Origin of the sequence: Brenneria corticis (assembly GCF_003115855.1) — a bacterium.
Taxonomy (GTDB): Bacteria; Pseudomonadota; Gammaproteobacteria; order Enterobacterales; family Enterobacteriaceae; genus Brenneria; species Brenneria corticis.
This window is the reverse complement of sequence record NZ_KZ819133.1, coordinates 1-1,289: the sequence shown is the minus strand read 5'-3', so window position 1 is coordinate 1,289 and position 1,289 is coordinate 1. Positions and strand designations below refer to the sequence as shown.

Annotated in this window: 2 protein-coding genes and 2 pseudogenes; all 4 read left to right on the top strand. The window is 44.3% G+C overall.

Translation table 11 applies throughout. From position 1 onward, the window contains the following. The coding region (locus tag DDT56_RS24220; RefSeq protein ID WP_210417082.1) for a glycoside hydrolase family 73 protein at positions 1-658 on the top strand (658 nt) is incomplete at its 5' end. Beyond that, complete coding sequence (locus DDT56_RS24215; RefSeq protein WP_136168889.1) at positions 655-1,002, top strand: hypothetical protein; 348 nt, start codon at positions 655-657, stop codon at positions 1,000-1,002. The genes DDT56_RS24220 and DDT56_RS24215, both read left to right, overlap by 4 nt. Positions 1,003-1,072: 70 nt before the next feature. Continuing rightward, positions 1,073-1,162, top strand: a pseudogene (locus tag DDT56_RS25235) (phage baseplate assembly protein V); the annotation flags it as partial. Continuing rightward, positions 1,148-1,289, top strand: a pseudogene (locus tag DDT56_RS24210) (bacteriophage T4 gp5 trimerisation domain-containing protein); the annotation flags it as partial. The pseudogenes DDT56_RS25235 and DDT56_RS24210, both read left to right, overlap by 15 nt.

Below are 1,289 nucleotides of genomic sequence, written 5' to 3'. Positions count from 1 at the left end.
GGGAACCACCGCACCGGGACCGGATCATAAGTCGAATATCAATGCGGCGATGGAGGCGCAGTTCTCGCCTCAGCAGAATGCAAACAAAGCAACGTCTATGGGAGCTACACTACAAAAAACCCCCTCGTCTACAAGCGCGTCTCAGGCAAAATCCGCGATATCGCCTACTGATAAAAAACATTCATCACCCGCCCAAAACGCCTCCCCTACCAAAAAGGAATTTGTCAAAAAAGTTTATGCGGCAGCTCTAGAGGAAGAAAAAAAAACTGGGGTACCTGCCGCCGTTACTACCGCACAGGCAATACTCGAAACAGGTTACGGAAAATCGGTACCGACGGATATCAATACTGGCAAATATAGCTATAACTTGTTTGGAATCAAAGCACATGGTTCTCCCAATTATGTAGAAAACTGGACCCATGAGAATATCAATGGTAAAAGAGTAAAAATTATTGATAAATTCGCCGCTTATGATTCATATGAAGAAAGTATCGCCGGAAGGTCTGAGTTTTTAAGGAAAAACAAGCGCTATCAGAGCTTATTTGAAAGCAAAGACCCTAAAGTTTGGGCCCAGGGATTACAGGATAAAGGTTATGCAACCGATCCTGATTATGCTAAAAAGCTTATTAGCATTATGAACTCGCAGGAATTATTATGATTAAGAAATTATTAGTTCTGACATTACTTTTTTCCTCTCATGTTGTAGCCAATACAGATTGCAGGGCTATTGATGAAAAAGCACAGGAAAAGGCTACCCGTTTTGATAGCACTGATAATGGATATACCGTTACTGGGAAAGAGAGGTCTTATTTTTATACAGCACCTAATGAAGATTGTATAAAAAAGCAAGTGTTCATTATTCCTGGAGATAAAGTCAACGCGTATTTAGACTACAATGAATATTACTATGTGATGTATTTTAAGAAAGATGGGCAGCAAGTGGAGGGGTGGATAAAACAGGAGCAATTGAAACCTAATGACACAGGCGTAGCTCCTAAATAAACATAGTATAGAAACTCGTTCTGCATCAATCAGTCCGTAAACCGAACAAGTCATTAGCCGGCTGGTCAGATTTGGCGGCATACAGATACCGCTCGTGGGCGATGAGGTGGTGATTGATTTCACCAACGACGACCCCGACCGCCCGATTCTCACCGGCCAAGGGAAACTTGATGCGGTGGTGCTGGCCTCCGGCACCATGCTGCGGCTGGGGTGCGGCAAAAGCGCCATCGAACTTCAGGCGGGCGGACAGATCAATCTGGTGGGCACCGGCTTTAACCTGTATGTGG

Excerpts from the sequence above, each read along its gene's own strand:
- DDT56_RS24215 (WP_136168889.1), top strand. The coding sequence starts at position 655 with ATGATTAAGAAATTATTAGTTCTGACATTACTTTTTTCCTCTCATGTT.